Annotated in this window: 24 protein-coding genes; 10 read left to right on the top strand and 14 right to left on the bottom strand. The window is 64.9% G+C overall.

The annotated features are described in order from the left end of the window. Nucleotides 1–3: 3 nt before the first annotated feature. From BM118_RS02225 to BM118_RS02210, 4 genes are all read left to right on the top strand, one after another. A complete protein-coding gene (locus BM118_RS02225; protein ID WP_092181635.1) occupies nucleotides 4–474 on the top strand; it encodes a (2Fe-2S)-binding protein in 471 nt (156 codons plus the stop codon). Between the two features lie 10 nt (nucleotides 475–484). Next, the gene (locus BM118_RS02220) at nucleotides 485–2,725 is read left to right on the top strand and encodes a xanthine dehydrogenase family protein molybdopterin-binding subunit (RefSeq protein WP_092184202.1); all 2,241 of its coding nucleotides are present in this window, start codon (nucleotides 485–487) and stop codon (nucleotides 2,723–2,725) included. 65 nt (nucleotides 2,726–2,790) lie between these two features. Further along, complete coding sequence (locus BM118_RS02215; RefSeq protein ID WP_092184200.1) at nucleotides 2,791–3,216, top strand: ester cyclase; 426 nt, start codon at nucleotides 2,791–2,793, stop codon at nucleotides 3,214–3,216. 51 nt (nucleotides 3,217–3,267) lie between these two features. Next, nucleotides 3,268–4,104: an SDR family NAD(P)-dependent oxidoreductase gene (locus BM118_RS02210; RefSeq protein ID WP_092181631.1), complete on the top strand. Its 837-nt coding sequence runs from the start codon at nucleotides 3,268–3,270 to the stop codon at nucleotides 4,102–4,104. A 42-nt stretch (nucleotides 4,105–4,146) separates the two neighbouring features. On the opposite strand, the gene BM118_RS02205 is transcribed toward BM118_RS02210, so the two are convergent. The 3 genes from BM118_RS02205 to BM118_RS42020 are packed head-to-tail and all read right to left on the bottom strand — an operon-like array spanning nucleotide 4,147 to nucleotide 6,384. After that, nucleotides 4,147–4,911, bottom strand: coding sequence for an SDR family NAD(P)-dependent oxidoreductase (locus BM118_RS02205; RefSeq protein ID WP_092181628.1), 765 nt, complete (start codon nucleotides 4,909–4,911; stop codon nucleotides 4,147–4,149). A gap of 42 nt (nucleotides 4,912–4,953) precedes the next feature. Continuing rightward, complete coding sequence (locus BM118_RS02200; RefSeq protein ID WP_092181625.1) at nucleotides 4,954–5,949, bottom strand: aldo/keto reductase; 996 nt, start codon at nucleotides 5,947–5,949, stop codon at nucleotides 4,954–4,956. A gap of 39 nt (nucleotides 5,950–5,988) precedes the next feature. Beyond that, nucleotides 5,989–6,384, bottom strand: coding sequence for a (R)-mandelonitrile lyase (locus BM118_RS42020; RefSeq protein ID WP_210189027.1), 396 nt, complete (start codon nucleotides 6,382–6,384; stop codon nucleotides 5,989–5,991). Nucleotides 6,385–6,667: 283 nt separating this feature from the next. Between BM118_RS42020 and BM118_RS02190 the strand changes: the two genes are divergently transcribed. Next, nucleotides 6,668–7,561 carry a LysR family transcriptional regulator gene (locus tag BM118_RS02190; RefSeq protein ID WP_092181618.1) on the top strand — a complete coding sequence of 298 codons (894 nt, stop codon included), beginning with the start codon at nucleotides 6,668–6,670 and terminating at the stop codon, nucleotides 7,559–7,561. A gap of 3 nt (nucleotides 7,562–7,564) precedes the next feature. Here the strand turns inward: BM118_RS02190 and BM118_RS02185 are convergent, their stop codons facing one another. Both BM118_RS02185 and BM118_RS02180 read right to left on the bottom strand, forming a co-directional pair. Beyond that, entirely contained in the window at nucleotides 7,565–7,921 is a 357-nt protein-coding gene (locus tag BM118_RS02185; RefSeq protein WP_244550033.1) for a putative quinol monooxygenase, read from the bottom strand. Between the two features lie 110 nt (nucleotides 7,922–8,031). Continuing rightward, complete coding sequence (locus BM118_RS02180) at nucleotides 8,032–8,820, bottom strand: carboxymuconolactone decarboxylase family protein (RefSeq protein WP_092181612.1); 789 nt, start codon at nucleotides 8,818–8,820, stop codon at nucleotides 8,032–8,034. 472 nt (nucleotides 8,821–9,292) lie between these two features. Here BM118_RS02180 and allE point away from each other — a divergent pair, with 472 nt between their 5' ends. Next, complete coding sequence (allE, locus tag BM118_RS02175; RefSeq protein ID WP_092181609.1) at nucleotides 9,293–10,090, top strand: (S)-ureidoglycine aminohydrolase; 798 nt, start codon at nucleotides 9,293–9,295, stop codon at nucleotides 10,088–10,090. Here allE and BM118_RS39880 read toward each other — a convergent pair. The 4 genes from BM118_RS39880 to BM118_RS02155 all read right to left on the bottom strand — a co-directional run bounded on the left by BM118_RS39880 (nucleotide 10,068) and on the right by BM118_RS02155 (nucleotide 15,271). Next, complete coding sequence (locus BM118_RS39880; RefSeq protein WP_143099399.1) at nucleotides 10,068–10,283, bottom strand: hypothetical protein; 216 nt, start codon at nucleotides 10,281–10,283, stop codon at nucleotides 10,068–10,070. The two genes, allE and BM118_RS39880, sit on opposite strands and share 23 nt — an antisense overlap. Before the next feature lie 5 nt (nucleotides 10,284–10,288). Continuing rightward, nucleotides 10,289–11,188 carry a hypothetical protein gene (locus tag BM118_RS02165; RefSeq protein ID WP_143099398.1) on the bottom strand — a complete coding sequence of 300 codons (900 nt, stop codon included), beginning with the start codon at nucleotides 11,186–11,188 and terminating at the stop codon, nucleotides 10,289–10,291. Between the two features lie 277 nt (nucleotides 11,189–11,465). Next, entirely contained in the window at nucleotides 11,466–14,984 is a 3,519-nt protein-coding gene (mfd, locus tag BM118_RS02160; protein ID WP_092181600.1) for a transcription-repair coupling factor, read from the bottom strand. Continuing rightward, nucleotides 14,981–15,271, bottom strand: a complete 291-nt coding sequence (locus BM118_RS02155) for an FAD assembly factor SdhE (RefSeq protein ID WP_092181597.1) — start codon at nucleotides 15,269–15,271, stop codon at nucleotides 14,981–14,983. Before BM118_RS02155 ends, mfd begins: the two co-directional genes overlap by 4 nt. A 258-nt stretch (nucleotides 15,272–15,529) precedes the next feature. Here BM118_RS02155 and recG point away from each other — a divergent pair, with 258 nt between their 5' ends. Next, complete coding sequence (gene recG, locus BM118_RS02150) at nucleotides 15,530–17,638, top strand: ATP-dependent DNA helicase RecG (RefSeq protein WP_092181594.1); 2,109 nt, start codon at nucleotides 15,530–15,532, stop codon at nucleotides 17,636–17,638. A 6-nt stretch (nucleotides 17,639–17,644) separates the two neighbouring features. Here recG and panE read toward each other — a convergent pair whose 3' ends face one another. Then, nucleotides 17,645–18,577, bottom strand: coding sequence for a 2-dehydropantoate 2-reductase (gene panE, locus BM118_RS02145; RefSeq protein ID WP_092181592.1), 933 nt, complete (start codon nucleotides 18,575–18,577; stop codon nucleotides 17,645–17,647). Between the two features lie 218 nt (nucleotides 18,578–18,795). Between panE and BM118_RS02140 the strand changes: the two genes are divergently transcribed. After that, complete coding sequence (locus BM118_RS02140; protein ID WP_092181589.1) at nucleotides 18,796–19,317, top strand: P-loop NTPase family protein; 522 nt, start codon at nucleotides 18,796–18,798, stop codon at nucleotides 19,315–19,317. Nucleotides 19,318–19,345: 28 nt separating this feature from the next. Here the strand turns inward: BM118_RS02140 and BM118_RS02135 are convergent, their stop codons facing one another. From BM118_RS02135 to glmS, 3 genes are all read right to left on the bottom strand, one after another. After that, nucleotides 19,346–20,215, bottom strand: coding sequence for an NAD(P)-dependent oxidoreductase (locus BM118_RS02135; RefSeq protein WP_092181586.1), 870 nt, complete (start codon nucleotides 20,213–20,215; stop codon nucleotides 19,346–19,348). A 105-nt stretch (nucleotides 20,216–20,320) separates the two neighbouring features. Then, nucleotides 20,321–21,091, bottom strand: coding sequence for a DUF502 domain-containing protein (locus tag BM118_RS02130; protein WP_092181583.1), 771 nt, complete (start codon nucleotides 21,089–21,091; stop codon nucleotides 20,321–20,323). 79 nt (nucleotides 21,092–21,170) lie between these two features. Then, nucleotides 21,171–22,997, bottom strand: a complete 1,827-nt coding sequence (gene glmS / locus BM118_RS02125) for a glutamine--fructose-6-phosphate transaminase (isomerizing) (RefSeq protein ID WP_092184198.1) — start codon at nucleotides 22,995–22,997, stop codon at nucleotides 21,171–21,173. Between the two features lie 221 nt (nucleotides 22,998–23,218). Here glmS and BM118_RS02120 point away from each other — a divergent pair, with 221 nt between their 5' ends. Next, nucleotides 23,219–23,437 (top strand): hypothetical protein, encoded by a 219-nt coding sequence (locus BM118_RS02120; RefSeq protein WP_092181580.1) that lies wholly within the window; start codon nucleotides 23,219–23,221, stop codon nucleotides 23,435–23,437. Nucleotides 23,438–23,440: 3 nt separating this feature from the next. On the opposite strand, the gene glmU is transcribed toward BM118_RS02120, so the two are convergent. Continuing rightward, the gene (gene glmU / locus BM118_RS02115) at nucleotides 23,441–24,796 is read right to left on the bottom strand and encodes a bifunctional UDP-N-acetylglucosamine diphosphorylase/glucosamine-1-phosphate N-acetyltransferase GlmU (RefSeq protein WP_092181577.1); all 1,356 of its coding nucleotides are present in this window, start codon (nucleotides 24,794–24,796) and stop codon (nucleotides 23,441–23,443) included. Between the two features lie 172 nt (nucleotides 24,797–24,968). On the opposite strand from glmU, the gene BM118_RS02110 reads away from it, so the two are divergent. Beyond that, nucleotides 24,969–26,375 carry a hypothetical protein gene (locus BM118_RS02110; RefSeq protein WP_092181574.1) on the top strand — a complete coding sequence of 469 codons (1,407 nt, stop codon included), beginning with the start codon at nucleotides 24,969–24,971 and terminating at the stop codon, nucleotides 26,373–26,375. The last annotated feature ends 613 nt before the right edge of the window (nucleotides 26,376–26,988 follow it).

Genomic DNA, 26,988 nt, shown 5'->3' with positions numbered 1-26,988 from the left:
TTCATGAAGCTTGTAGTGAACAACCGAGAGGTCACGATCGATGCCGATCCTGCGATGCCCCTGCTCTGGGCGCTGCGCGACGTCATCGGGCTGACCGGCACCAAGTTCGGCTGTGGCGCCGCCCAATGCGGCGCCTGCACGGTGCATATGGATGGCGAAGCCATTCGTTCCTGCATCACGCCGGTCTCCGACGCCGAGGGCAAGAAGCTCACCACCATCGAAGCCGCGACCGACGGCACCGATCGCGTCGGTGCCGCCGTGCATGCAGCCTGGATCAAGCACGACGTGGCGCAGTGCGGCTACTGCCAGAGCGGCCAGATCATGAGCGCCATTGCCTTGCTCAAATCGCTGCCGCGCGGCCAGCAACCCACCGCCGACAGCATCGACGCGGCCATGGCCGGCAACATCTGCCGCTGCGGCACCTATGTCCGCATCCGCGCCGCCGTGGCCGACGCCGCCCGCACGCTCGCCTGAAGGAGCCGCCATGTTACCCAACATCGACTACAGTGAACTGCCGCGCGCGCTCCAGCACATGCTGGAACGGGGGCAGACCGTGAAGACGCTGCCGCGCCGCAGCTTCCTGAAACTCGCCGGCGCCACCGGGCTGGCGCTCGGCGCCTTTCCTCACGTCGCGATGGGCGATGCGGCCGCTGGTGGCAAGGCCGCCAGCAGTCTCAAGCCGACGCAGCAGCCGTCCGCCTTCGTGCAGATCGCCGGCGACGGCGAAGTCACCGTGACCATCAACCGACTGGAATTCGGACAGGGCGTCCACACCGCGTTGCCGATGATCCTGGCGGAGGAGCTCGACGCCGACTGGAGCCTGGTGCGCAGCCGGCACGGCACCAACGACGCCGCCTATGTCGATCCGCTGTTCGGCATCCATCTCACTGGCGGCTCGCATTCGATCAAGAACAGCTTTTCGCAATATCGCGAGCTCGGCGCACGCGCACGGGCCATGTTGCTCGGCGCCGCCGCGGCGCGCTGGAAGGTCGACGTAGCCACGCTGCGCACACAGGCCGGTACGGTGCTCGGTCCCGGCGGCCGCAAGCTCGGTTACGGCGAACTGGCCGAAGCCGCCATGGCGCAGCCGGTGCCCGAGAAGGTTACGCTGAAGGATCCGAAGGATTTCCGCATCATCGGCCGCTCCACGCCGCGCCTGGATGCGCGGGCCAAGAGCAGCGGGCGACAGGATTTCGGCATCGACATGCGCCTGCCCGGCCAGTTGACCGCCGTCGTCGCACGTCCGCCGGTGTTCGGCGCACGCCTTGCCGCGGTGGACGACGTCGCGGCACGCGCCGTCAAGGGCGTCAGGGCCGTGCTGCGCGTGCCGCTGGATGGCGGCGCCGAAGGCGTCGCGGTGGTGGCCGACGGATATTGGCAGGCCACGCAGGGCCGCGACGCGTTGAAGCTGACTTGGGACACCGCGAAGGTGGAGAAGGTCGACAGCGAACGGCAGCTCGCCCAGTATCGCGAGCTGGCCAGCCGCCCCGGACCGCGCAAGTTCGACGCCGACATGGCGCCGCTCGCCACAGCACCCCGGCAATTGGAATCCGAGTTTGTATTCCCCTACCTCGCCCACGCGGCGATGGAGCCGTTGAACTGCACCGTTGCCCTCACCGAGGGCCGCGCCGAGCTGTGGGTCGGCAGCCAGTGCGCCGGATTGGACGCCGGCGCGGCGGCGCGTGTGCTGAACCTCAAGCCCGAGCAGGTGACGGTCCATGTGCAGATGGCCGGCGGCGGCTTCGGCCGACGTTTCTCCAGCACGAGCGACACCGTGGTCGAGGCCTGCGAGATTGCGAAGGCCGCACGTGCCGCCGGGCTGAACGCACCGGTGCGCACGCTGTGGAGTCGGGAGGACGACATGCGGGGCGGCTTCTACCGTCCCATGCATCTGCACCGCGCCCGCGTCGGCTTCGACGAGCGCGGCAACGTTCTGGCCTGGGATCACGTCATAGTCGGCCAGTCTATCACCACGGGCTCCGTGTTCGAACAGTTCCAGGTCAAGAACGGCATCGACGGCACGGCCACGGAAGGCATGCGGGGTCCCTACCCGCTGCCGATGCGACTGACCGTGCATCATCCCAAGCTCAACGTGCCGGTGTTGTGGTGGCGCAGCGTGGGCTCCACCCACACCGCCTTCGTGATGGAGACCCTGCTCGACGAAATCGCCCGCGCGACGCAGCAGGATCCGGTCGCCTATCGGATGCGCATGTTCGGTGACAAGCATCTGCGCCACAGGGACGCGCTGCAACTGGCGGTGGACAAGAGCGGCTACGGCAAGACGCGCCTGGCTGAAGGCCGAGCCTGGGGCGTGGCCGTGCACGAGTCCTTCGATTCCGTGGTGGCCTATGTGGTGGAAGCCTCGGTGAAAGACGGCCGGCCGCTGCTGCACCGCGTGACGGCGGGCGTGCATTGCAATCTGGCGGTAAACCCGCGCACCGTGGAGGCCCAGGTGCAGGGCGCGGCGGTCACCGGCCTGTCGATGTGCCTGCCGGGTTCGGCGATCACGCTCAAGGACGGCGTCGTCGAGCAGAGCAACTTTGACGGCTACACCGTCGCGCGCATCACCGACATGCCGGAGTTCGATGTCCACATCGTGCCCAGCGCCGAACCGCCCACGGGCATGGGCGAGCCCGGCTTGCCAGCTCTCGCCCCCGCGTTCGCCAATGCGATCGCCCGGTTGACCGGCAAGCCGCTGCGCCAACTGCCGTTCAAACTGGCCTGACGAGCTGACCAACGGCTCGACACATTTTCCGAAGATCCACATCACCAATGAATAGAGATGATGTCATGACACCAGAGGCGAGCAAGCGAGTGATGATCCGCTTCACGGAATTCATCAACACGGCTAGCGAGACTCTGGCCGCAGAGCTGATCTCTCCGGATGCGACCTTCCATGTCCCCGGGCGTAGCGAGCCGATGCGGGGGCCGGCGGGCTATCTCGCCATCATCCAGATGATGCGGGGAGGTTTCCCGGATATTCAATGGACACTCGAGGAGATGGTCGCCGAAGGCGACAAGGTGGCTGCTCGCTTCACCATGCGCGGCACCCACCTCGGCACCTTCTTTGGCACCCCATCGACCGGGAAGACAATCGCGGTCCAGGCGCTGAACATCTACCGTCTGTCTCACGGACAGATCGTCGAGGAAACCGGCCAACCCGATCTGCTCGGACTGCTTCAGCAAATCGGCGCGGTCCCCGCAAACCAGCGCTGAACGGCAATCCGCGGCGCTGCGCCCTTTCGACACCGAGAACAGGAATTAAACATGAGCAAGGTCTGGTTCATCACGGGTGCCGGCAGCGGCATTGGCGCTGCAACCGCCAAGGCGGCGCTGAAGGCCGGTGACCGCGTGGTCGCGACCGGCCGCAACCTCGACAAACTGCGCAATGCCCTGAACGACATCGCAGGCGATAACCTCGCGTTCGCTCAGCTGGACGTCGCCAACGAGGCACAGGCGAAGCCTTCGATCGACGCGGCGATCCGCGCGTTCGGGCGCATCGACGTTCTCGTCAACAATGCCGGCTACAGCCTGCTCGGCAATTTCGAGGAATTGAGCACCGCTGAAATCGAGCAGCTGATCGCGACCAATTTCTACGGCGTGATGTCCATGATGCGGGCGGTGCTTCCAGTCATGCGCAAGCAGAGGTCCGGCCGGATCATCAATATCAGTTCGCTTGCAGGTGTCGTCGGATTCAAGCATTGCGGGGCCTACAGTGCCGCAAAATTTGCGGTCGAAGGCCTGTCGGCATCGGTGGCCCATGAGGTCGAGCCGTTCGGTATCAAGATCACGGCCGTCGAACCCGGCTTCTTCCGGACGGACCTTCTCGAAGCTCACAACGCCAAATATGCCCGGAGCTCTATCGAGGACTACGCGGCGGAAGGCCCTGCTGAAAATATGTGGTCAGGCTATCACGGCGCCCAGCAGGGTGATCCGGCCAGACTTGGCGATGTCCTGGTCAAGATCGCCGGGATGGACAATCCACCCAGGCAGTTCGTGGCCGGCAGCGACGCGCTCGCAGTGGTCAAGCCAGCGCTCGAAGCTCGGCTTGAGGAGTTGCTAGCTCACGCGGATCTCTCCAAGTCGACGGACGGCTCCTTCTGAAGTCGCGTCGCGCTGACGGATCTTCGCGAGTGCCCGCCCTCTTCAGCGCATGATGAAGCCGCCGTCGACCGAGACGGACTGGCCGGTCACGTAGCTGGCTGCGTCGCTACAGAGCCACAGCACTGCGCTCGCAATCTCCTCGGGGCGGCCGACCCGTCCCATCGGCACGCTCTTCTCTAGAGCTTTGAGAGCATCGCCCTGACCGGCGGCAACCATCTCGTCGGCCATCGGGGTCCAGATCAGCCCGGGGCATATGGCATTGATACGGATGCCGCGTGCCGCATATTCGAGCGCCGCGCTCTTGGTGAAGCCAAGGACGCCGTGCTTGGCCGCGTGATAGATGCCGCGCTCGGCGCCTCCCACAAGTCCCCCGAGAGACGAGCAATTGACGATCGCGCCGCTTCCCTGTTTGCGCATCTGTTGCAGCTCGAATTTCATGCAGCTCCATTCGCCACGGAGATTGATCCCCATGACGCGGTCGTAATCCTCGCGGGTGGTGTCGGCTGTCTCTGCGAGGACATTCTGGACGCCCGCGTTGTTATAGGCGGCATCGAGCCTGCCGAAGGCGGCGACCGTCTTCGCGACCATGGCCTCGACCTGCGCGTCATTGGAGACGTCGCAGCGGATGGCGATGGCCTTGTGACCCCGGGTGGCCAGCTCGCCTGCCACGGCCCGCACCGCGTCCTCGTTCCAGTCCGCCAGCACGACCGACGCCCCGGATTCCGCGAAAGCCTTTGCCGTGGCGAGGCCCAGCCCGGACGCAGCGCCCGTCACCAGCGCGACCTGTCCCTCGAATGAAATGTTCATGGATATCTCTCCTATGCGTGTGTCGGCTTGGCGTACGCGCTGTCAGCGCTGCGTACGCGCGGCTTCCGCTTGCGGGTACCGGTCGCCTGTGATGGTGATCCGTGCGACCGAGGCGTCGATGAGCCTGATATCATCAGGTGTCAGCGCGACCGCGGCCGCAGCGATGTTTTCGTCGAGGCGGCCGAGCTTGGTCGTGCCGGGGATCGGGACGATCCACGGCTTCTGCGCCAGCAGCCAGGCCAATGCGATCTGCGCCGGCGTCGCACATTTCTGGGCGCCGATCTGAGCCAGCAGGTCCACGACCGGCCGGTTCGCCTTGCGGGCCTCGGGCGTAAAGCGCGGCAAGCCGGCGCGGTTGTCATTGCCGCCGAAGCTGGTGGTCTCGTCGATCTTGCCGGTGAGGAATCCCCTGCCCAGGGGACTGAAGGGGACGAAGCCGATCCCCAGCTCCTCGCAAGCCGGCAACACCTCCGTCTCGGGCTGGCGCCACCAGAGCGAATATTCGCTCTGGATGGCCGTGACCGGCTGGACCGCATGCGCACGGCGAATGGTCGTGGCGCCGGCCTCGCTGAGGCCGAAATGCCTGACCTTGCCCTCGGCGATCAGATCCTTCACCGCGCCGGCGACGTCCTCGATCGGGACATCGGGATCGACGCGGTGCTGATAGAACAGGTCGATCGTCTCGACCCGCAGCCGCTTCAACGAGCCCTCCGCGGCCTGCCGGATGCGTTCGGGGCGGCTGTTGAGCCCGCCAGCCCCCCGGGAGCCGGCAGGACCAAAGTCATGGCCAAACTTGGTGGCGATGACGACGTCTTTCCGGAACGGCTCCAACGCTTCGCCCACGAGTTCCTCGTTGGTAAACGGGCCGTAGACCTCGGCGGTGTCGAAGAAGGTGACACCACGCTCCACCGCCGCCCGGACCAGCGCGATCATCTCGTGACGTTCCGGCGCGGGGCCACGATGATAGTTCAGGCCCATGCAGCCGAGGCCGATGGCCGAGACCGCAAGGCCGCTATCGCCAAGCTCGCGCATCTGCATGTTCAATCCCCTCGGCGTGCCGGTCGCACCCGCGCGCAATCACTTGCGATACTGTTCGTCGCTGACCTTCTCCATCCAGTCGACATTCTTGCCGTTGAGCGATTCCGTGATGGCGATATGCGTCATCGCGGTTGTCGCGGTGGCGCCGTGCCAGTGTTTCTCGCCGGGCGGAAACCAGACGACGTCGCCGGGGCGGATTTCCTCGATCGGTCCCCCCTCGCTTTGTACCCAGCCCAGGCCGGACGTGACGATCAGGGTTTGGCCGAGCGGATGGGTGTGCCACATGGTTCGGGCACCGGGTTCGAAGGTTACTTGACCGCCGCTCAGACGTACCGGGTCACCCAGCTGAAAGAGCGGATCGACGCGGACCGTGCCGGAGAACCATGCTTCGGGGCCCTTGCCAGAGGGGCGTGAGCCGTTGCGTTTGATATCCATCGTTGCGTGCCTTCCGGTTGTCGGGCCAGTCTCTTCCGAGGCCCTCGCAAAGCCCCTATGCGACGATGCCAGCATGGCCAATCCGGCAGCGCCTGAGAGCATGCTTCGTCGCGTCAGCGCGCTCGGGGCGTCCGCCGCGCTGCTCTCGTATTGCCGGAAGGGAACGTCCGATCGATCCATATGCCGAGCTCGCCTCACCTCGCGGGACTGCGCCATATCTAGCGCGTGCGGTTATGCGGACTAGCCACTATCATCCGCATGGACCTATAAGGAGGATCGATAAATGCAGCGCGGAAATCTCGACGACCTCTCGGCCTTCCTGATCGTCGCCCGCGAGGGCAGCTTCACGAGAGCCGCCGCGAAGCTCGGCATTTCGCAGTCCGCGCTCAGCTACACCATCAAGGAGCTCGAGGCACGTCTGAAACTGCGCCTGTTGACACGCACCACGCGCAGCGTGTCACCAACGGCCGCGGGTGAACGTCTGTTGCGCAATGTGGGTCCACGGATCGCGGAGATCGAGACGGAGCTCGCCGCCCTGACGGAGCTTCGGGAAAAGCCCTCCGGCACCATTCGCATCACGGCGACCGAATATGCCACCGACGCCGTCCTTCTGCCGAAGCTTGTGAAGCTTTTGCGCGATTATCCGGACATCAAGGTCGAGATTGTCAGCGACTACGGCCTGACGGATATCGTCGCGCAGCGTTTCGATGCGGGCGTGCGCGATGGCGAGCAGGTCGCGCGGGACATGATTGCGGTGCGCATCGGGCCCGATGCCCGCATGGCCGTCGTCGGGACGCCATCCTATTTCCGGAGCCGGCCGGAGCCGAAGAAGCCGTCGCAACTGGTCGAGCACAATTGCATCAATCTGCGCCTGCCGACCCACGGTGGATTGTACTCCTGGGAATTCGAAAAGGGCTCGCGGGAGCTCAAGGTTCGGGTCGATGGCCAATTATTCTTCAACACCACGACCCAGATGCTCCAGGCGGCGCTTGCCGGCCTGGGCCTGGCCTATCTGCCGGAGGGCCTCGTACAGCCCCACATCAACAAGGGCCGCCTCAAGCGGGTGCTCGAGGACTGGTGCCCTCCCTATCCCGGCTACCACCTCTACTACCCGAGCCGGCGCCAGCCTTCCGCGGCCTTTACCCTCCTTGTCGAGGCGCTGCGCCACCGGGACTGAGCGTCACCTCGGCAAAGCGCCAAAGGCGATGGGCGTGATTCGGATCAGCTTGAGCGACCGGACCATCTTCTCCACGGTCACCTTGTATGTCTTGAAGTGAGCGGTTTCCAGGTGAGACCGGTAAGCATCCTGATCCCGGTAGATCTCGAACACCCTGACGCGCGTGGGATTGTCGTTTTCGGAGACGGCATAGAGCGCAATAATACCGGGCTCAACGCGCGTGGCAGTCTCGATGTGCTCGGTCACCGCAGCCTTGTAGGATTCAAGCTGTGCGGGATCGATCTCGATCTCCGCTTCCTGCACGTAGAGCGGCCGCACTTCGGCGGCGGCAGCGGCCCCGGAAACGGCTGCCGTGAGCACGGACGCGCCGATCAGGAGAAGATGGGAGATACTCAAGTCAGCCTCCTCGTGAATGAGAAGCGCGAACGCCGATCTCCGGCGTGGTATTCGATCTTCGCGATGGGATGCGGCTAATGTGGCCGCTTCGCAAACACATCCTTGGCGACGGGCATCGCCGAAAACACGTTGGGCCAGCCGACATAGAACGCCAGTTGCGTGATGGCTTCCGAAGCCTCCGTCTGGGTCAGGCCGTTATCCATCGCCCTGTTGAGGTGCGGCGTGAGCTGCGCCATCTGCCCGTTGGCGATCAGCGCGCTGACAGTGACGAGACTTCGGTCCCTGGGCGCAAGGTCCGGACGCAGCCAAAGATCACGAAACAGCACGTCGGTGGTGTACTGCACGACGCCCGGGAAGGACGCGCCGAACTGGTCCTGGACGAACGTCGCGCGCTGCGCCTCGGCAGCCTCGTCGAGCGGCAATGGCTTCACCGTGACGGTCGGAAGCTCCCCGGCGCCGATGTTGCGGGCGGCGAAGACGTCCTTGGCAACAGCGACCGCGGACATCGCATTGGCCCAGCCGGCGTAGAAGGCGAGATGCGTGATGATCTCCGAAATCTCGCGCGGCTTGACACCGTTATCGAGCGCCAAATTGAAATGATACGGCATCTCGATCGACTGATTGCGCGCGATCAGCGCTGCCAAGGTGACGATGCTGCGGTCGCGCGGCGCGAGGCCGGGCCGTTTCCAGACATCTCCGAGGAGACGGTTCTGCGTGTAGGCCTCCAGCGCCGGGGCGACCTTCCGAACATCCTCATACGTGAGCGCAGGCTTCGATCCGGTCATGGCGACAGTCTCCTCCGTGCGGGCCGATGGCATGGCCATCAGCAAAAGCAATGCGATGACTGCGGCTTGCGGTTTCATGATGATCTCCTGTGCGCCACAGCTTGTTCCCGGACGCTCGCGCGCCAGTGGGGCGTGGTCGCCCTTCGCAGGCTTGTTATAGGCAATCGGTCGGCATGCGATTAGATGGTGCAATTCGCATGGACTTATCGAGCAGACTCATGAATCTGTCCGATGGAGCGCGCTTCGCGATACGCCGGAGCACCGGGACCCATCCTCGTGACCGGGAAAGAACTGGGTCCCGGCTCTGCGCGACGCTTCGCTGCGCTTGTCCGGGACACGGTAGACTGCCCCAGGCCACCTTCTTGCTCTGCGCCAATTGCGCCAGCGGCCGCATGATCTCCGTGGTGCCGGCTGCTGTTGCAGTGCGCCTCGCTCTCATCTATCAAATTGAACAGGCCGGCAGAACCACATTCGTCCACGTCGCAACGCGCCGGTCTTGCGACAACGCTTCACAGCGACGCGCTGTTGCGAGCTCGCCAAGGACCCTCAGATGCATCCCACCGATCTGCCTACCCAACCCGGCGTCGTTCGTCCTGGCGCGATCGGTCACAGCCGCGCGGTCGTCGGCCGCAATTTCGCGTTCATGCCGCCTGAAGGCGTCTTGAAGAGCCGGCTGCCGGCGTGGGAGTCAACGACTGTGCGTTTTCTGGCGGCGCCGACCCTCGGAGCCGATTTTGCCCAGTTCATGCTGGAAATCGAACCTTCGGGCGGCACGGCCCAGCCGATCTGCGTGGACATTCAGCACTTCTTCTACGTCGTCACGGGAGCCGTCGACATCAGCATCGGCACCGAACCTCCGACCTCACTGACAGCAGGCGCCTTTGCCTACGTTCCGGCCAACACGTCCTTCACGATGAGCTGCCATCCCGCTGCTCCCGCCCGCGTTCTCGCGGTCAAGAAGCGTTATGAAACGGCTGACGGCATCGCGTCACCGGCGGCAATCATCGGTCAACAACAATCGATGCCGATAACGAACCATACCGGATTGGAGGGGCGCGGCTTCAAGCACTTGCTTCCAATGGGCGACTTGCGGTTCGATTTCGAGATGAATCTGATGTTCTTCCAACCCGGCGTCTGCTTTCCAGCCGTCGAGACCCATATCATGGAGCACGGGTTGTTCATGCTGGAGGGGCAAGGTTTGTATTATCTTGGCGATAGCTGGCACGAAATCTGGGTTGATGACTTCATCTGGATGGGATCGTTCTGTCCGCAGCAATTCTATCCGACCGGCTCGAACCGCTCGGTCTACCTTCTGTACAAGAACGTCAACCGGGATGTGATCCTCTAACGAGGCGCCGCGCAGGACTCACGTGGTGGCGCGACAAGACTTCGACCAGGCTGTAGGCGCCGATCTTGCCCTGGACCAGCGGCATGTATCGGCAGACGATCGCGTCGCGCAATGGAGGGAGCTTGTCACTCTGTTCGACGACCGTCAGGGCCTTCTCGTCAGGCGGCTCGAGATATCCCTGATCGGCGAACACGCCTCCTATTTGCCCTGCTCGGCGGAATAGGCGGCGATATGCTCGAGGAAGGCTGCGGACCTGCTGTCTCCCTTGAACTGCGCGTAGTCCCCGCGCGCAAATTTCCGCAATCCCAGAACGATGCTTTCCGGTGAATCGTGCAACGTCCTGTCCACATTCTTCGGCGTCCCATCGATCAGCTGGTAGGTGCGATGGAAGTCTGCGGAACAGCCCGAGGACAAGCTGCCGCCGCTCAATCCACAGCCGATGAGCGGCAATGGAAGTGCCGACAGCCGCCAGACCGACGCCGTCCGATACGTCGCGAAGACCCGACCGTCGATGCTGAAGTCGAAGAATTGCTCCATGATCGCGCGCCCGTGCTTCCACACGGCATTGTCACCGCGCTGAGCGACGACGATCTGCTGCAATTGCGGCTTCTCGGGAAACCTGAGGAGGCAGGCCTCGCTGAGGAAGGCATTGTCGAACCGGACCGGGCCGACGAGGAATGCCGCGGGCGAGATTTTCTGTCCGCGAAGTCCGTCCCGCAAGCTGCGGGCGCGCACGCATTGCTCGCGATCGATCAGGCGATACGAGAGATATCCCTCCGGCCGGAAGTTCGCATTGACCTCATAGGCCACCGAAACATCGTAGTATTGCGCCAGGTTCTCCGCGCGCGACGCAGGCAGCACCAGCGAATATTGATCGGGATCGAATCGCAGGACGGCCGACGGATTGCTCAGTTGCATCTCCCGGGCCTTGTCGTCGATGTCCTTCCCCTGTTGCAGGTACAGATAAAAATAGCCGCCATAGGCGGCGAGCGGGATGATCATCAGGATGCGGGGGATGCGCCCGAGCACGGTTTCGAACAAAAGACACAGCAGTAAGCCGTGCACGAGCAGGCCGCACCACGCGGCGGCCCCGACCACCATCAGGATGAGGTTCAGGTAGGGAACCTGCTGAAGGAGGAGCAGCAGGACCAGGGGACCCAGGATCCAGAAGGAAAACCACCTCGGGGGCACGCGAGCATCCGCAAAATTGCTACCAGATCGCGAAACCCTGCCAGACCTTTACTAACAATTCCGAACCTGAAAGGGCGGAGTTTGCCAGCTGGTGCAAGCTATCTCCGTAACAATTGCCGCGCCACGACGGCCCGGCGGCGCATCAATTGGTGCTGCCCCGCGTCCAGGACATAATAGCCCTCCCCTACGCCGCCTTCTTGGCCTGCGCCAGTTGCGCCAGCTGCCGCATGATCTCCGTGGTGCCGGCGAGCCGCTCTTCCGGGGTCTCCCAGTCCTGCAGGAACACCACCTTCATGTCGGGACGCACCTTGGCGGCCTGGCCGTGGCTGCGGATGAACGTCACCAGCCGATCGGGATAGGCAAAGGAATTGTCGCGGAAGACGATGACCGCGCCCTTCGGACCGGCATCGATCTTCTCGACATTGGCCCTGCGGCAGAACGCCTTGATCGCGGCGACCTTGAAGAGATAGCGCACCTCGTCGGGCAGCACGCCAAAGCGGTCGCGCATCTCGGCGCCGAAGTTCTCGATCTCCTCCTCGGTGTCGAGATCGGCCAGGCGCCGGTACAGCGACAGACGAACCGAGAGATCGCTGACGTAATCCTCCGGGATGAGCACGGGCATGCCGATGGTGATCGACGGCGACCAGCGGTCGGCGGCCGGCTCGGAGACGCCGGCCTTGAGGTTGACGATCGCCTCCTCCAGCATCGACTGGTAGAGCTCGAAGCCGACCTCCTTGATGTGGCCTGACTGCTCCTCGCCGAGCAGATTGCCGGCGCCGCGGATGTCGAGGTCGTGCGAGGCGAGCTGGAAGCCGGCGCCCAGCGTCTCCAGCGATTGCAGCACGGTGAGCCGGCGCTCGGCCTGCGCCGTGATCTTCTGCTGCGCCGGCAGCGTGAACAGCGCGTAGGCCCGCAGCTTGGAGCGGCCGACCCGGCCGCGGAGCTGATAGAGCTGGGCGAGGCCGAACATGTCGGCGCGATGCACGATCAGCGTGTTGGCATTGGGAATGTCGAGGCCGGATTCGACGATCGTGGTCGACAGCAGGATGTCGAACTTGCCGTCGTAGAACGCGGTCATGATGTCCTCGATCACGGCGGGCGGCATCTGCCCGTGCGCGACCGCGACCTTCATCTCCGGCACGTTCTTGTCGAGGAAATCCTTGACCTCGGCGAGGTCGTCGATGCGCGGCACCACGTAGAACGCCTGGCCGCCGCGATAGCGCTCGCGCAACAGCGCCTCGCGGATCATCAAGGGATCGTGCGGAGCGACGAAGGTGCGCACCGCAAGGCGGTCGACCGGGGGCGAGGCGATGATCGAGAGCTCGCGCACGCCGGTCAATGCGAGCTGAAGCGTGCGCGGGATCGGCGTCGCCGACAGCGTCAGCACGTGCACCTCGGAGCGAAGCGCCTTCAATCGTTCCTTGTGAGTGACGCCAAAATGCTGCTCCTCGTCGACGATGACGAGGCCGAGATCGCGGAACTTGATCGCCTTGCCGAGCAGCGCGTGGGTGCCGACGACGATGTCGACCGAGCCGTCGGCAATGCCCTTCTTGACCTGGTTCAGCTCCTTGGTCGGGATCAGGCGCGAGGCCTGCGCCACGTTCACTGGAAAGCCCTTGAAGCGCTCGGTGAAGGTTCTTGCGTGCTGGCGCGCCAGCAGCGTGGTCGGCACCACGACAGCGACCTGCTTGCCTTCGAGCGCCACGGCAAAGGCCGCGCGCAAGGCCACCTCGGTCTTGCCAAAGCCGACGTCGCCGCAGATCAACCGGTCCATGGGACGACCGAGTTCGAGGTCCTTCAGGGTCGATTCGATCGCCCCCAGCTGGTCCTCGGTCTCGTCATAGGGGAAGCGCGCACAGAATTCGTCGTAGAGGCCCGGCTGCACCGGCAGCTTTGGCGCCTCGTGCAAATGGCGCGCGGCGGCGATCTTGATCAACTCGCCCGCGATCTCGCGGATGCGGTTCTTGAGTTTCGCCTTGCGGGTCTGCCAGCCGCTGCCGCCGAGACGGTCGAGCTCGACCGTGGTCTGGTCGGAGCCGTAGCGCGACAGCAGCTCGATGTTCTCGACGGGGAGGAACAGCTTCGTCTCGGCGGCGTAGTGCAGCTCGAGACAATCATGCGGCGCGCCGGCGACGTCGAGCGTTTGCAGGCCGACGAACCGGCCAATGCCGTGATCGACGTGCACCACGATATCGCCGGCGGCAAGGCTCGTCACCTCCGAGATGAAATTGTCGAGCTTGCGGCTCGCCCTGCGCGGCCGCACCAGGCGGTCGCCGAGGATGTCCTGCTCGCTGATGAGCGCGATCTCGTCGGTCTCGAAACCGCTCTCCAAGCCGAGCACGGCGAGCATGGTCTCGTTGCGCGGGGTCGCCTGCACGGTGCGCCAGCTGTTGACGCTGGTGGTGTGGGTCAGCTTGTGGTCGCGCAGCATCGAGGTCATGCGGTCGCGCGAGCCTTCGCTCCACAGCGTGATCACGACCTTCTTGCGCTGCGCCTGCAAGCCCATCACGTGGCTGACCACGGATTCGAACACGTTGACGGTGGTGTCGTTGCGCTCCGGCGCGAAGTCGCGGCCCTTGCGTGCGCCGGCATCGACGACACCAGTGCCATCCGCCGGCACGGAGAATTGCGTGAGGCGCGCCAGCGGGATGTCGCCGAGGCGCCTGGTCCACTCCTCTTCGGTGAAATACAGCCGGTCCGGCGGCAGCGGCTTGTAGATGGCGCCGCCGCCCGGATGCTCCATCGCATCGCGGCGGGCCTGGTAATAGTCGAGGATCTGCTTGAAGCGCTCGCGGACGGCGTCCTCGGCCTGCGGCTCGATCGCGACGGCCGCGCCTTGCAGATAGTCGAACAGCGTGTCCATCCGGTCCTGGAACAGCGGCAGCCAGTGCTCCATGCCGGGATGGCGGCGGCCTTCGCTGACGGCCTCGTACAGCGCATCGTCGCGCTCGGGCGCGCCGAACTCGGCGACATAGCCCATGCGGAAGCGGCGGATGGTGTCGGTGACGAGCTGGAATTCGGAGACCGGGACGAGGTCGAGCGAGCGCATGTCGAGCAGCGTGCGCTGGGTCTCGGCATCGAAGGAGCGGATCGATTCCAGGCTGTCGCCGAAGAAGTCGAAGCGCACGGGCTGATCGAGGCCGGCCGGAAACAGGTCCAGAATGCCGCCGCGCACGGCATATTCGCCGGGCTCGCGCACGGTCGAGGAGCGGTTGTAGCCGTTGTGCTCGAGCCAGGCGACGATGGTGTCCATTGGCACGACGTTGCCGGGGGCGACCGACAGCGCCTGCGCCGCGACGATCTCGCGTGCCGGCACGCGCTGCACGACGGCGTTGACCGTCGTCAGCACGATCAGCGGCTTGTCGCTACCGGTCAGGGGGGCAAGCCGCGCCAACGTCGTCAGGCGTTGCGCCAAGATGCCGCCATGCGGCGAGACGCGGTCGTAGGGCTGGCAGTCCCAGGCCGGGAAGGTCAACACCGGCAGATCGGGCGCGAAGAATTGCAGCGCGCGTTCGAGCTGCTGCATCCGCGCGCCGTCGCGGCAGACCACCGCAAGGCTGACGGCCGGCTTCTTCGGCCGCGCCGCAATGGCGCGCGCCAGATCCGAGATGACGAGGCCTTCGGCACCTTCCGCGACATTGGCAAGCGTCAGGGCGCGGCCGGGCGTGAGCAGCTCGGCCGGCGATTTCATTCCCTGCTTCATGCGTCGCGGTCCGCGATCGGAAACGCCTTGATGCGGGCAAACAGCGCGCCGGTGACGTCGGCCGGCAGCACCTTGTCGCTGGTGATGGCGGCATAGAGGTCGGGATCGTTGACCTCGAGCAGGGTCTCGAGCTCGGCGAGCTCGGTATCGGACAGGTTGCCGATCTCGGCGTCCGCGAAGCGGCCGAGAATCAGGTCCATCTCGCGCGTGCCGCGGTGCCAGCAGCGGAACAGCAGCCGCTTGCGGCGGTCGTCCAGCCCGTTGCTCGATCGTGTCGTTCCCGTCATGTCTCAATTCCAGTCAAACGCCGAAAGCCCGGACGTGCCGGGCGGGGGTGATATAGCTACTTGGGCGGCCGGTGTCAGCTCTTTGTTTTTGCAATTGTTTGGGGACCGTCATTGCCGGGCTTGACCCGGCAATCCATCGTCATTGAAAGATGGATGCGCGGGTCCCTGCTCCGCCAAAGGCTCCGCCGGGCTTTCGATCTCGGGCCGGCGAAGCCTAAGCGAAGACGGCAAGCCCGCGCATGACGAATGTTGCGAGAAATGCGCCCCAGCCTGCTCAATCCGCTGTTTGCTCCCGTGACCAGCCTGCCCGGCGTCGGTCCGAAGCAGGACAAGCTGTTGCAGTACCTGCTCAGCCGCAACGAGACGCCGCGGCTGGTTGACCTTCTGCTGCACCTGCCGAGCCAGGTCATCGACCGCCGCGCCCGGCCGAAGATTCGCGATGCCGTGCAGGGAACCATGGTGACGCTGGAGGTGACCGTCGACCGCCACCGCCCGCCCCCGCCGCGCAACGCGCGGGCGCCATATCTGGTCTACGCCAGCGACGATACCGGCGACGTCGTGCTGGCGTTCTTCCGCGCCAAGCCCGGCTATGTCGAAAAGCTGCTGCCCGTCGGCGAGAAGCGCTACGTCTCCGGCACGCTCCAGATGTATGACGGCATGCCGCAGATCGTGCATCCCGACCGGGTGCTCGACGAGGAGGCGATCTCAAAACTCTCAGGGATCGACCCGGTCTATCCCTTGACGGAGGGCCTGGCGCTCGGCTCGCTGCGCCGCGCGATCGCGCAAGCGCTCCAGAAATTGCCCGCCTTGCCGGAATGGATCAGCCCGGAAGTGATGCGCCGCTGCCACTTCCCGCCAATCGCGGAAGCGCTCACCCGCGTGCACCAGCCGGTCGAGCTCACGGACATTTTGCCCGATCAGCCGTTCTGGTCCCGCCTCGCCTTCGACGAACTGCTGGCCGGCCAGCTCGCGCTGGCCCTGATCCGCGCGCAATTGCGCCGCCCGGCCGGCGTGCGCAATGCCGGCGATGGGCATCTGCGCAACAAGATCATCGACGCCCTTCCTTACGCGCTCACGCCCTCGCAGCGCAACGCTGCGGCCGCCATCGCCGAGGATCTGCAACAGCCGGTGCGCATGCTGCGCCTGCTCCAGGGCGATGTCGGCTCCGGCAAGACCGTGGTGGCGTTGCTGGCCGCCGCAGCCGTCGCTGAGGTCGGCAAGCAGGCCGCGCTGATGGCCCCGACGGAAATCCTGGCGCGCCAGCACATCAAGACCATCGCGCCGCTGGCCGAGCGCGCCGGCATGCGCGTCGCGATCCTCACCGGCCGCGAAAAGGGCAAGGAGCGACGCGAGCTGTTGGCGCAACTTGAAGCCGGCGAGGTCGATCTGCTCGTCGGCACCCATGCGCTGATCCAGGACGACGTGATCTTTCGGGACCTCGCGCTTGCCGTGGTCGACGAGCAGCATCGTTTTGGCGTGCGCGAACGGCTCGCGCTGACCTCGAAGGGCGAAGCCGTTGACGTGCTGGTGCTCAGCGCAACCCCGATTCCGCGCACGCTGGTGCTGACCTATTTCGGCGACATGGACATCAGCGAGCTTCGCGAAAAGCCCGCCGGCCGCCAGCCGATTGACACCCGCGCGGTAGCGATGAGCCGCCTCGGCGAAGTCATGGACGGCGTCGGCCGCGCGCTCGAGTCCGGCAAGCTGGTCTACTGGATCTGCCCGCTGGTCGAGGAATCCGAGGCCGAGGGCACCGAACACCTCACCAACGCGACCAAACGCTTCGAGAGCCTGCAGAAGCGCTTTGGCGACCGGGTCGGTCTGGTCCACGGCCAAATGAAGGGCACCGAGAAGGATCGCGTGATGGGCCAGTTCGCGGCCCACGAGATCGGCCTCCTCGTCGCCACCACCGTGGTTGAAGTTGGCGTCGACGTGCCCGCCGCCACCATCATGGTGATCGAGAACGCCGAGCGTTTCGGCCTTGCGCAGCTGCATCAGCTCCGCGGCCGCATCGGCCGCGGTTCGGAAGCCTCGACCTGCATCCTGCTCTACTCGGAGCCGCTCGGCGAGATGTCGAAGGCACGACTGAAGGTGATCCGCGAGACCACCGACGGCTTCCGCATCGCCGAGGAGGATCTAAAGCTGCGCGGCGAAGGCGACGTGCTGGGCGTACGCCAGAGCGGCCTGCCCGGCTACCGCATCGCGCGCTCGGAGGTGCACGGCCAGCTCATCACGCAGGCCCGCGACGAGGCGCTGCGCATCCTCAAGGACGATCCGAAGCTGAAGGGCGAGCGCGGCGAAGCGCTGCGGTGCCTCTTGTATCTCTACGAGCGGGACGAGGCGATCCCGTTGATCGGGGCGGGCTAGTTTCCCTTATTGCGCAGAAGCTCTTTGTCGCCCGACCTCGTAAGCCGCCACATGCGCACGGGCCAGGTCCAGCAGTGGCGTGTCGATGCTCAGCACACGGGCACGATTGGCCATATCACCGAGGATATGCTCGGCCTCGGTGATCGAACCGCGTTCAATATCGCGCAGCATCGACGCCTTCAGCGGAGAGTCCAGGGTCGTGAAGAGCTTCCGATCAAACTCGATAAACGGAGCTCGTGGCTCAAAACCCGAAGCCGTTGCGACGGCGCAGCATTCCGCGAACAGCCGGAAGATCGACTGCTCGCCGTTCGGCACGGCCAGGATGTCTCCGATGCTCGCGCGCATCAGGCAGGTGATGCCGGCGAGCGTGCTGAGCTGGACGAACTTTTCCCACATGTCCTGCATGATCGCTTCGCTGGCGCGCACATCAATACCGGGGACCTGAAGCAGTGCCTCCAGCGCGAGCGCACGCTCGCTCAACGAACCCTTGATCTCGCCAAAGACAATCGTCTGATTGGCCATGAACTGAACGACACGACCATCCGCATCGAGGCCGGCGCTGACGTTCGCCAACCCGCCGAGAACGGGCGCCGCGCCGAACCGCGCGGTCAGAGCGTCGATATGTTTCAACCCGTTGAGTATCGGCAAAATCATCGTGTCGGCGCCAACTACCGGGGCAAACTGGGCCATCGCATCGTTGAGCGAGTAGGATTTCACGCCGACGAGCACGACGTCGAACGGTTCCTTGAGATCACTTGCCAGGATGATCTTCGGCTGCACGGCAAAGTCGCCGTGCGGGCTCACAACTCTCAATCCATCCCGCCGCAATTGCTCCGCCCGCGCGGACCGCACCAGAAAGGCCACGTCGCCGCCGGCTCGAACCAGGCAAGCTCCGTAATAGCCTCCGAGCGCTCCTGCGCCGATCACCAGCACTCTCATTCGAACTCCCGTTGCAGAAGAACTGCTTCCGCAGAGACAATAACAGATGAGCCTCGCAACGTCTCCTCCTCGTCATTGCGAGCGAAAGCGAAGCAATCCAGATTGCCTCCGCGGAAAGGTTCTGGATTGCTTCGCTTCGCTCGCAATGACGACGTGGATAGAGCCGTTTCAGAAGACTTACCCTTTCGCCGCGGCCGGCTTCATGCAACCTTCCCACCATGCGCCGGATCATCGTCGTTGGCTGCCAGGGAAGCGGAAAGACGAGCCTTGCCCTGAAGCTCGGGCAAAAGCTCGCGCTGCCGGTGGTGCATCTCGACGTGCTCTACTGGCGGCCGGGCTGGAAGTCATCCGACACGGCGAGTTTTCGGACACGCGTTACTGAAGCGATCGCGGGCGATGATTGGGTCGTTGACGGCAGCTTCTCGGGGCTCGCCTTCGATCTCACACTCGCGCGCGCCGATATTCTGGTCGTGATCGACCGGCCGCGCTGGCTGTGTCAGTGGCGCATTCTGTGGCGCTCGGCCTTCGATCGCGACACGGCCCGGCTCGATCTGCCGGAGGGGTGTCCGGAACAGTTCGACTGGAAATTGATGCGGGAGGCGTGGCGCTACGACACGGAGCGCGCGCCCGTCATTGAGGCCGAGCGCTTGCAGTATGGCGCGGATGTCCCGGTCGTGCGCTTGAAACGCGACCGGGACATCCAGGGTTTTCTGGATTCAGTACCGATGCACAGCCAGTGATCCATGGCGATGGCGTCAGGCGGGACGACTAGGCCTTCTTCTGCGCGATGCTCGCGGCGAATGCCTTCATCAGCGACGCATCCGCCGCCTCGCCCTTCGCATCCTCGGCGAGATGCTCGAACCAGCGCGCAAAACCCTCGTAGATCTGGCTGGCCGGATGATCGGCACCGAGGAAGCCGGAAATCTCCCGCATCTCCGCGACCCAGCGATAGGCCTTCGGGATCATGTCCGGCAGCGCGACTTCCAGCCGGGCCAGAACCGCGGGCTGGCTCAGCGCGAGCTCGTCGCGCAGCGCATCCGCAGCGCCTGCTTTCGTTGCCGCTATCACCATGGCCGAGCCGATGCCGGCCAGGCCCTTGACGATGCCGGCATAGGACATCTTGAGCGCGGAAGCCGCGCCAACGGGGCCTTCGACGATCCGCACGTCGAGGCCGAGGTCCTTCAGAACCGCCACATCGCCGGCGTGCTCGCCGGACATGTAGAAGGCCGGGCTTTTGCCGCCGGGCTGCGGCGGGAAGCCGATGATGCCGGCGTCGACGAACGGCGCCTGCGCCGAACCGATGATCTCCTCGATCCTGAGCACGGTGTCGACATTGACGGCGTTGCAATCGACCACGACGGGCTTCTTCGCGCGCCGGACGATCAGCGCGGCCAGGCGCTCGGCGAGCGCCACCGCCTCATCCGGCGGCACGATCGAGAGGATGATGTCGGCCTCGGCGATCGCCTCGTCGTCCGCGCCGATCATGCCGGCGTCCGCCGCGCGTTTTTGCGTCGCCTCGCTCCGCCCCTTCAACGACGTCAGCACGCGCGCGCCGTTTTCGCTGAGGCGGCGGGCCACGGCGCTGCCCATGGCGCCGGGCGCGAGGATCGCAATGGTCTTGGACGTCGTCTTGGACATCGTGCACTCCAGGTCGAACGCCGAGCAATACGCCCGGTTCAGCCCGAAGAATAGCAGAGGATGCGAGTGCCTGCGTGAACGCGGCCATCCCGCACGGGAATGGCCCTACTCCACCTTCGCAGGCTGGGGCTGAAGCGCCGACGCATTGGCGATGCGCGCGGCATTCGCCATGCCCGCGAGCGCCGCGGCCTTCTTCGGGTCGGGCGCCGCGCCCGGCTGCACCACGCCGGCCGACATGATCAGCGTCGCGGCATCCTCGGTGCTCATATCGACCTCGACGATCTTGCTCTTGGGCACGTAGAAGAAGAAGCCCGTGGTCGGGTTCGGCGAGCAAGGCAGGAACACCGAGACGTGCTCCTCCTGCCCCGGCAGGCTGCGCGCGACCTCTTCATTCGGCGACTGCGAGATCAGCACGATCGACCACATGCCCGGCGAGGGAAACTCGACCAGGCCCACTTTGCGGAAGCTCGAGCCCTTGCCCGAGAACAGCGTCTCGAACACCTGCTTCAGGCCGCGGTAGATGGCGCGCACCGCCGGGATCCGGCCGAGAAAGGTCTCGCCGATATCGACCAGCGTCCGGCCGATCAGATTGGCCGCGAGGAATCCGACCAGCGTCAGCGTGAAGAATGCGACAATCAGTCCCCAGCCCGGAACGACATACGGCAGGTAGGTCTCCGGCCGGTAGGCCAGCGGCACGAACGGCCGCACCACGCCGTCGACCCAGGTGACGAACCACCAGACCAGATAGAACGTGATCGCAATCGGCCCCGTCACCACGAGGCCGGTCAGGAAATAGTTGCGGAAGCGGCCCATCAGGCCGGTATGCGGTTCCGGGATGGGATCAAGCGGCGCAGGCGCGTCGTCGCGGGCGGTCATTCGGGTTCCAGGTCGGTCGCTACACTCAAGCTAGGGTTTTCTAGCAGGTTTTGGAAGAGCGCGGCCTGATCCGTTCTGCCTATTCCACGGTCACCGATTTCGCGAGGTTGCGCGGCTGGTCGACGTCGGTGCCCATGATGACGGCCGTGTGATAGGCGAGCAGCTGCACCGGGACGGCATAGACCATCGGCGTGAACGCCGCCGCCATGTCGGGCATGACGATGGTGACGAGCGAATCGACGGTCGCCTCCGCCGCGCCCTTGGCGTCGGTCATCAGGATGATCCTGCCGCCGCGGGCGGCGACCTCCTGCATGTTCGACACCGTCTTCTCGAACACCCGGTCGTAGGGTGCGATGACGACGACCGGCATGGTCTCGTCGATCAGCGCGATCGGGCCGTGCTTCAGCTCGCCGGCGGCGTAGCCCTCGGCGTGGATGTAGGAGATTTCCTTCAGCTTCAGCGCGCCTTCGAGCGCAAGCGGGAAGCTGGTGCCGCGGCCCAAGTAAAGCACGTCGCGCGACTTCGCGATTTCGCGCGAGAGCTTCTCGATCTGCAGCTCGGTGGTGAGCGCATCCGACATCAGGCGCGGGACCTCGACGAGGCCATGGACCAGCTTGGTCTCGTCCTCGTCGGACAATTCGCCTCTAGCCTTGCCGGCCGCGATCGCAAGGTTCGCGAGCACCATCAGCTGGCAGGTGAAGGCCTTGGTCGAGGCAACGCCGATCTCGGGGCCGGCCAGCGTCTGCAGCACCGTCTCGCTCTCGCGCGCGATCGTCGAGGTCGGCACGTTGACCACGGCCACCGTGTGCACGCCCTCGGCCTTGGCATAGCGCAACGCCGCCAGCGTGTCGGCGGTCTCGCCCGATTGCGAGATGAAGATGGCGAGATCGCCCTTGCGCAAGGGCGCTTCGCGGTAGCGGAATTCGGAGGCGACGTCGACCTCGACCGGCACGCGCGCGAAACGCTCGAACCAGTATTTGGCGACGAAGCCGGCATAGCTCGCGGTGCCGCAGGCGGTGATGTTGATGCGCTGGATGTTCTTGAAGTCGAACGGCAGCTTGACCGGCAGCGAGACGCGCTCGGTCGCCATGTCGACATAGCGCGCCAGCGTATGGCCGACCACTTCCGGCTGCTCGTGGATCTCCTTGGCCATGAAGTGGCGGTAATTGGCCTTGTCGACCAGCGAGGTCGATGCGGCGTGCTTGATCTTGTCGCGCCGGACCGCGCGGCCGTCCTTGTCGAAGATCGTGGCGCTCTTGCGGGTCAGCACGACCCAGTCGCCGTCCTCGAGATAGCTGATCGTGTCGGTGAACGGGCCGAGCGCGATGGCGTCGGAGCCGAGATACATCTCGCCGTCGCCATAGCCGATCGCGAGCGGCGGGCCGTTGCGCGCGCCGATCATCAGATCGTTATCGCCGGCGAAGATGAAGCCGAGCGCAAAGGCACCGCGCAGCCGCGCCAGCGCCAGCTTCACCGCCTCGACCGGCTTGTTGCCGCGCGTGAGCAAATCGTCGACGAGATGCAGCACGATCTCGGTGTCGGTCTCGGTGTGGAACACCGCGCCCTTCTTCTCGAGCTCCTCGCGCAGCTCGCGGAAATTCTCGATGATGCCGTTGTGGACCACGGCGACGCGCTCGGTCGCGTGTGGATGGGCGTTGTTGACGGTCGGCTTGCCGTGGGTGGCCCAGCGGGTATGACCGATGCCGGTCGTGCCCTTGAGCGGCTCGGCTTCGAGCCGCTTCTCCAGATTCTTCAGCTTGCCCTCGGCGCGGCGGCGCTCGAGATGCTTGCCCTCGAGCGTGGCGACGCCCGCGGAGTCATAGCCGCGATATTCAAGACGTTTGAGCGAATCCACCAACTGCTCTGCAACCGGTGCGCGCCCGAGAATGCCGACAATCCCGCACATGCCGATCAATATCCCCCAAATCGTCGAAAAATCGCCAAAACGACGCGCTCAGTTTTTAGCGAAGTTCCTAAGGAACCAGATACTCAATAATTATTGCTGATTGAGACAGCATCCGGCCGGAACCATGTTCAGCCTGCGTCGATGTGGCCGGCCTTAACCCGCGCACATTAACTTGTTGTCAACATATTTGGCCAACGATTCCCGGTCAGGAGAACAAGGCCATGAAAGGCTCGTCCGACCGCAAAGGTCTTTCGTCGATGTATCTGCGTGCCAGCGAGACCTCGGGCACGCACCTGGCGCATTGGCCGCCGCCCCAGCGCGGCAAGGAAAGCAAGCCCGTCTTCGTCAAGCACCAGGAAGGCGAACCGGTCAAGCGCGCCAAGCCGCGCGGCTGGCGCCTGACCCGCGCCATCTTCTCCGAATTCGCCGACGACGAATAGTGTTCACTTCTCCGGCTTCTTGCCGCCCGTCTTCATCTCGCGATAGCGCGCCGCGCCGCCTTCCCTGATGGTCTGCTGGTTGCGCTCCAGCGCCATCGCATCGTCAGGCACGTCGCGCGTGATCACCGAGCCGGAGCCGATATAGGCGCCGTTGCCGATCTTCACCGGTGCCACCAGCGAGGAGTTGCTGCCGACGAAGGCGCCCTGCCCGATCACCGTCTTGTGCTTCTTGAAGCCGTCGTAGTTGCAGGTGATGGTGCCGGCGCCGATGTTGGAATTGGCGCCGACGGTGGCATCGCCGATGTAGGAGAGATGGTTCACCTTGACGCCGGCCTCCAGCGTCGCCGCCTTGGTCTCCACGAAATTGCCGATCCGCGCACCGTCGCCGAGCGAGGTGCCGGGGCGCAGCCGCGCATAGGGTCCGATCGAGACGTTCCTGCCGAGCCTGGTCTCGACGATGTGCGAGAAGGAATGGATCACCGTGCCGTCGGCGATCGAGACGCCCGGGCCGACCACCACGAACGGCTCGATGGTGACGTCCTTGCCGAACACGGTGTCGGCGGACAGATAGACGGTCTCGGGCGCAATCAGCGTCACGCCGGCCTCCATCGCCGCCTTGCGCAACCGCGCCTGCATCACGCTTTCGGCTTCCGCGAGCTGCGCCTTGGTGTTGATGCCGCGCACCTCGTCCTCGCTGGTCTCGATCACCACGGACTCCCATCCCTGTTCGCGGACGATCTCGACCGCATCCGTCAGATAATATTCGCCCTTGGAATTCGCATTGCCGATCTTGTCGAGGATCGCGAGCGCGCGGCGTCCGTCGATCGCCATCACGCCGGCATTGCACAGATCGATCTTGCGTTCTGCTTCGCTGGCATCGGCCTGCTCGCGGATCGCGACCAGGCGGTCGCCCTCGACGATGAAGCGGCCATAGCCGGCGGGATCGGCGGCGCGGAAGCCGAGCGCGGCGATCGCGGCGCCGTTGGCCAGCGGCGCGCGCAGCCGCGCAAAGGTCTCGGCCGAGATCAGCGGCGTGTCGCCGAAGGCAATCAGCAGATCGTCCACGCCGCACGCGATCGCCTCGCGCGACGCCAGCACCGCATGCGCGGTGCCGAGCCGTTCGTCTTGCACGAAAGTGAGTGCGTCGGGGCGGATGCGCCTCGCCTCATCGGCCACCGCCTGATGATCCGGGCCGACCACGACGGCGAGCGCGGTGCCGGTTCCCTTGGGTGCGGCGGCAAGCACATGGGCGAGCAGCGTCTGGTGGGCGACGGGATGCAGCACTTTCGGCAGGTGTGAGCGCATGCGCGTGCCTTCGCCGGCGGCGAGCACGATCGTGAGGCTGGAGCGGGCGGTCATCGCAATCCTGTCAGATACGGCCGAATCAACTGCGCGGCAGGCGGCGGGCCGCCCTCATGCTGCCCGCCTTGCTACCCCCGCAAACGCCCGGAATTCAAGTGCGACACGCTTTTCCTGTTAATGTTCCCTGATTGATTCGGGGAAGCTGAACGGGGCTGGGCACTTAACGTTCATGGCAAAGGATTCCGACCCACTGGCGGATGCCTTCGGCACCAAGGAGACTGGCGGGCTGTTCTCCGGACTTTTGGCCGAGGAAAGCACGTTCGACCGCCGCATGATGTGGCGGCTGGGCTCCTGGGGCGTTGCGGCCGTCGGCGCCGTCGTCATCGCGGTGATGGCCAATCAGGCTCAGCTCGGCTGGCGGCGCGACCAGGTTGCGTCCGCCGATCTCGCGCGCCAGGCCGACCGGCTCCAGCTGCTGACCAGGGAAAGCCAGAACGAGGCCCGCCGCCTCGCCGCCGCCGTCGAGACGCTGAACACCGATCGCGACCGGCTCTATTCGCGCGTCACCGTGCTGGAGCAAGGGCTCGATTCCGTCACCGGCGCCATCGCCAGGCAGACCGCGAAGCCGCAGGACACGTCGGCGCCGGACGCACAGCCTGCGGCGCCCAACGTCGCGCCGGTCGCCTCGATGCCGGTGCCATCCAGCGACAAGCCGCGCGCGGCAGCCGCCAAGGAACTTTCGAAGGAACAGGCGAAGGAGCCGACAAAGGACACTACGAAGGACGCCGCAAAGGAGCCGTCGAGCCCGCCGCCGCAGAGCGCGGCCGCGGCCTCCCTCGTGCAGCCGTCGCCGGCGACGACATCGGCGCTGCCGATGCTTCCGCTGGTGTCCTCCAAGTCGATCATGTCCCCGCCTGATCCGGCTGCGTCGAAACTGATTCAACCCGAGACGGCCGAGAAGACAACAGAGAAGGCCACGGAGAAAAAGCCCGAGCCGACACCCGCCCCGACCGAAGTCGCAGCCGCATCGGCCAAGCCTTCGGAGGCAACCGAAAGCGAGGCTCCCGCGATCGCGGTTCAGCAGACGCGTTTCGCGATCGATCTCGGCGGTGCCAACTCGATCGACGGCCTGCGCGCGCTCTGGCGCGGCGTGACCAAATCCAATCCGGAGATCGCAGCTCTGCGGCCGATCATCATGATCAAGGAAGGCACCACTGGCCTTGGCATGCAGCTCCGCCTGGGTGCCGGCCCGCTGATCAACGCCGCGGCCGCCGCAAAGCTCTGCGCCGGGCTATCCGAGAGCAACCGCCACTGTGAGACTACCGTGTTCGACGGCCAGCGGCTGTCGATGCGCGGCGGTTCGGAGAAGGCACAAGACAAGGGACAAGAGAAGTCCCAGGACCGGGTTCAGGAGAACAACTCCGAGAAGACGCAGGACGCGGCGCCGCAAGCCGAGACCGCTCCGGCGCCCGCGCCAAATGCAAAACCGGACAAGCGCCGCCGCAGCTATTCCTCCAAGCGCTCGTCGAAGCGCGAGGAGCCCGCGCCTGCACCTGTGGCGCCGCAGCCAGCGGCTCAGGCCAAGCCCGAGACCGCGTCGGCGGGATCGACGCTGACATCGTTCTTCAGGCGGTAAACGCCGCACCTGCGGCGGGCTCCTTTGCACCGATTGCCGAACGTTGGCTTGGTATCCTCGCCAAAGATTCGACCACCTCCATGACCGCCACTCTCCTCGAGAATTGCTCCATGAGATACGCCCCGGTTAAGCGTTGCATCTATTGCGGCGACACCTCCTACTCGCAGAGGAGAGCGAAGCTCGGGGATGAACACATTATCCCCGAGGGGTTGGGAGGAGACCTAATACTTCCTGAAGCGAGCTGCGCTGAGTGTGAACGCGTCATTAATCGAGCAGAGCAATTCTGCCAAAAGAACATGCTGGGCGCCTTTAGATATCAGGTCGGCCTTCCAACGAAGCGCCCCAAAGACAGACCGAAGACCCTCCCTGCCCAGAAAAAAATGCCTGACGGATCGGAAAGAACAGTCCAAATCCCTATCGCTCAGTATCCGGTTCATCTGCTGTTACCAAGATTGCCGCTGCCACAGCTCTTGCTTCCTCACCCGCTACGCCAGAGCAACCTGGAGATGTATTTCCAGTTTCCCCAAAATCATCCTGCGTGGACTGGCTCTACGCCAAGAGTGCTTGGGGTGCCAAACGGACAACTTTTTGCAATCTTAGAAGACGCCGGAAT

This window comes from Bradyrhizobium sp. cf659, from assembly GCF_900113725.1.
Classification (GTDB): Bacteria; Pseudomonadota; Alphaproteobacteria; order Rhizobiales; family Xanthobacteraceae; genus Bradyrhizobium.
This window is presented reverse-complemented; position numbering and strand designations above follow the sequence as displayed.